Origin of the sequence: Microbacterium sp. 13-71-7 (assembly GCF_002257455.1) — a bacterium.
In the GTDB taxonomy this organism is placed as follows: domain Bacteria; phylum Actinomycetota; class Actinomycetes; order Actinomycetales; family Microbacteriaceae; genus Microbacterium.
In genome coordinates this window covers 1-1,997 of the sequence record NZ_NCKN01000387.1, presented here as the reverse complement: position 1 = coordinate 1,997, position 1,997 = coordinate 1, and the positions used below count along the sequence as shown (strand labels likewise).

The 1,997-nt window shown below is 72.5% G+C and carries 2 protein-coding genes and 1 pseudogene; 2 read left to right on the top strand and 1 reads right to left on the bottom strand.

Going from position 1 to position 1,997, the window contains the following annotated elements:
- The coding region (locus B7X32_RS20600) for an FAD-dependent oxidoreductase (protein ID WP_292724036.1) at positions 1 to 315 on the bottom strand (315 nt) is incomplete at its 3' end.
- Positions 316 to 489: 174 nt separating this feature from the next.
- On the opposite strand from B7X32_RS20600, the gene B7X32_RS20595 reads away from it, so the two are divergent.
- The gene (locus B7X32_RS20595; RefSeq protein WP_292724034.1) at positions 490 to 1,320 is read left to right on the top strand and encodes a purine-nucleoside phosphorylase; all 831 of its coding nucleotides are present in this window, start codon (positions 490 to 492) and stop codon (positions 1,318 to 1,320) included.
- A pseudogene (locus tag B7X32_RS20590) lies at positions 1,317 to 1,997 on the top strand (phospho-sugar mutase); the annotation flags it as partial. The gene B7X32_RS20595 and the pseudogene B7X32_RS20590, both read left to right, overlap by 4 nt.

The window sequence follows — 1,997 nt, the reverse complement described above, 5'->3', positions numbered from 1 at the left end:
CAGGCGCTTGTTCACCGCCGCGAGGTTGATCGCGACCTGCGGCTTGAGCGGCTTGCCCTCGGCGCCCTTCGCGTAGAACTGCACGCCGAGGTCGGTGGCCTCGCTGATCGCGACCGCCGCGTCGGCCGTGGCGATCAGGCTCTTGGAGGGCACGACATCGGTCAGCACGGCGGATCCGCCGACGCCGACCCTTTCGACGAGCGTCACCTCCGCCCCGAGCTGTGCTGCGGCGAGCGCCGCCTCGTAACCGCCGGGACCGCCACCGAGCACGGCGACACGCTGAGAGCGCTCGAACATCAAGGTCATGGGATCCATTCTTCCGCATCCGCCGCGCGGCCGGGATCAGCCGGCCCGCGGCGGGAGAGCGTTCCCCTCCCGTTCGCCGCGCGTTCGGTCCCCGCGGCACGGCCGTGAGCGCGGGTGCGCGCGACTCCCGCTCTTCCGCGCCGTCCTCGCCCGCGCGGGGCGCGGGGCCGTATCCTCGATCTCATGGCTGATTGGAACCACCCCCTCGACGACCCGAGTGCCGACCCCTTCGCGATCGCCGCTGAGGCCGCCTCCGACATCCGCCGGCTCACCGGCGTCGAGCGTCACGACATCGCCGTCACCCTCGGCTCCGGCTGGGGCAAGGCCGCCGAGCTCATCGGCGAGACCGTCGCGACCATCCCCGCCACCGAGGTCACCGGCTTCTCCAAGCCGGCGCTGGAGGGCCACGTCGGCACGCTCCGCAGCATCGTCACCCCCGGCGGGAAGAACGTGCTCGTGATCGGCGCGCGCACTCACTACTACGAGGGCCACGGCGTGCGCCGCGTGGTGCACAGCGTGCGCACCGCCGCGGCCACGGGTGCCAAGACCATGGTGCTCACCAACGGCGCCGGCGGGATCCGCGAGACCTGGAAGCCGGGGCAGCCGGTGCTGATCAGCGACCACCTCAACCTCACCGCGGATTCGCCGCTCGAGGGTGCGACCTTCATCGACCTCACCGACCTGTACAGCGCGCGCCTGCGCGACCTCGCCCGCACGATCGACCCGAGCCTCGACGAGGGCGTCTACACCCAGTTCCGCGGCCCGCACTACGAGACCCCGGCCGAGGTGCAGATGGCGAAGGCCATCGGCGGCCACATCGTCGGCATGTCCACCGCGCTCGAGGCGATCGCCGCCCGGCAGGCCGGCATGGAGATCCTCGGCTTCTCGCTCATCACGAACCTGGCCGCGGGGATCCAGAAGACGCCGCTCAGCCACGCGGAGGTCATCGAGGCGGGACGAGAGGCGGAGCCCGTCATCTCGGATCTGCTGGCCCGCGTGATCGGGGCGCTGTGAGCGCGCAGGAGGCGACGCTGCTCTCGCAGGCGCGCGCCTGGCTGCGTCAGGACCCCGATCCGGAGACCCGTGACGAGCTCGCCGGTCTCATCACGAGCGCCGGATCCGGCGACGAGGCGGCTCTCGCCGACCTGGCCGACCGCTTCTCCACGCGTCTCGCCTTCGGCACCGCAGGACTGCGCGGCGAGCTCGCCGCCGGCTCCAACCGGATGAACCGGGTGCTCGTGGCGCAGGCCGCCGCCGGCTTCGCCGCGTACCTGTCCGAGAAGGCCTCAGGCGGCCCGGCTCCGACCGTGGTCATCGGATACGACGGGCGCAAGAACTCCCGGGTGTTCGCGAAGGACTCGGCCGAGATCTTCGCGGGCGCGGGACTGCGGGCGATCCTGCTGCCGCGGCTGCTGCCGACCCCGGTGCTCGCGTTCGCGGTGCGCCACCTCGGCGCGGACGCCGGTGTGATGGTCACCGCGAGCCACAACCCGCCGAACGACAACGGCTACAAGGTGTACCTCGGCGGCGCGGACCAGGGCTCGCAGATCGTCTCGCCTGCGGACGCCGAGATCGCCGCGCACATCCAGCAGGTGGCCGACCGCGGCGATGCGCTCGGCATCCCGCGCTCCGACGCCTACGAGACCGCCGGCGAGGACATCGTCGAGGCCTACGTCGCCGCGACCGCCGCC

Excerpts from the sequence above, each read along its gene's own strand:
- B7X32_RS20595 (WP_292724034.1), top strand. The coding sequence starts at position 490 with ATGGCTGATTGGAACCACCCCCTCGACGACCCGAGTGCCGACCCCTTC.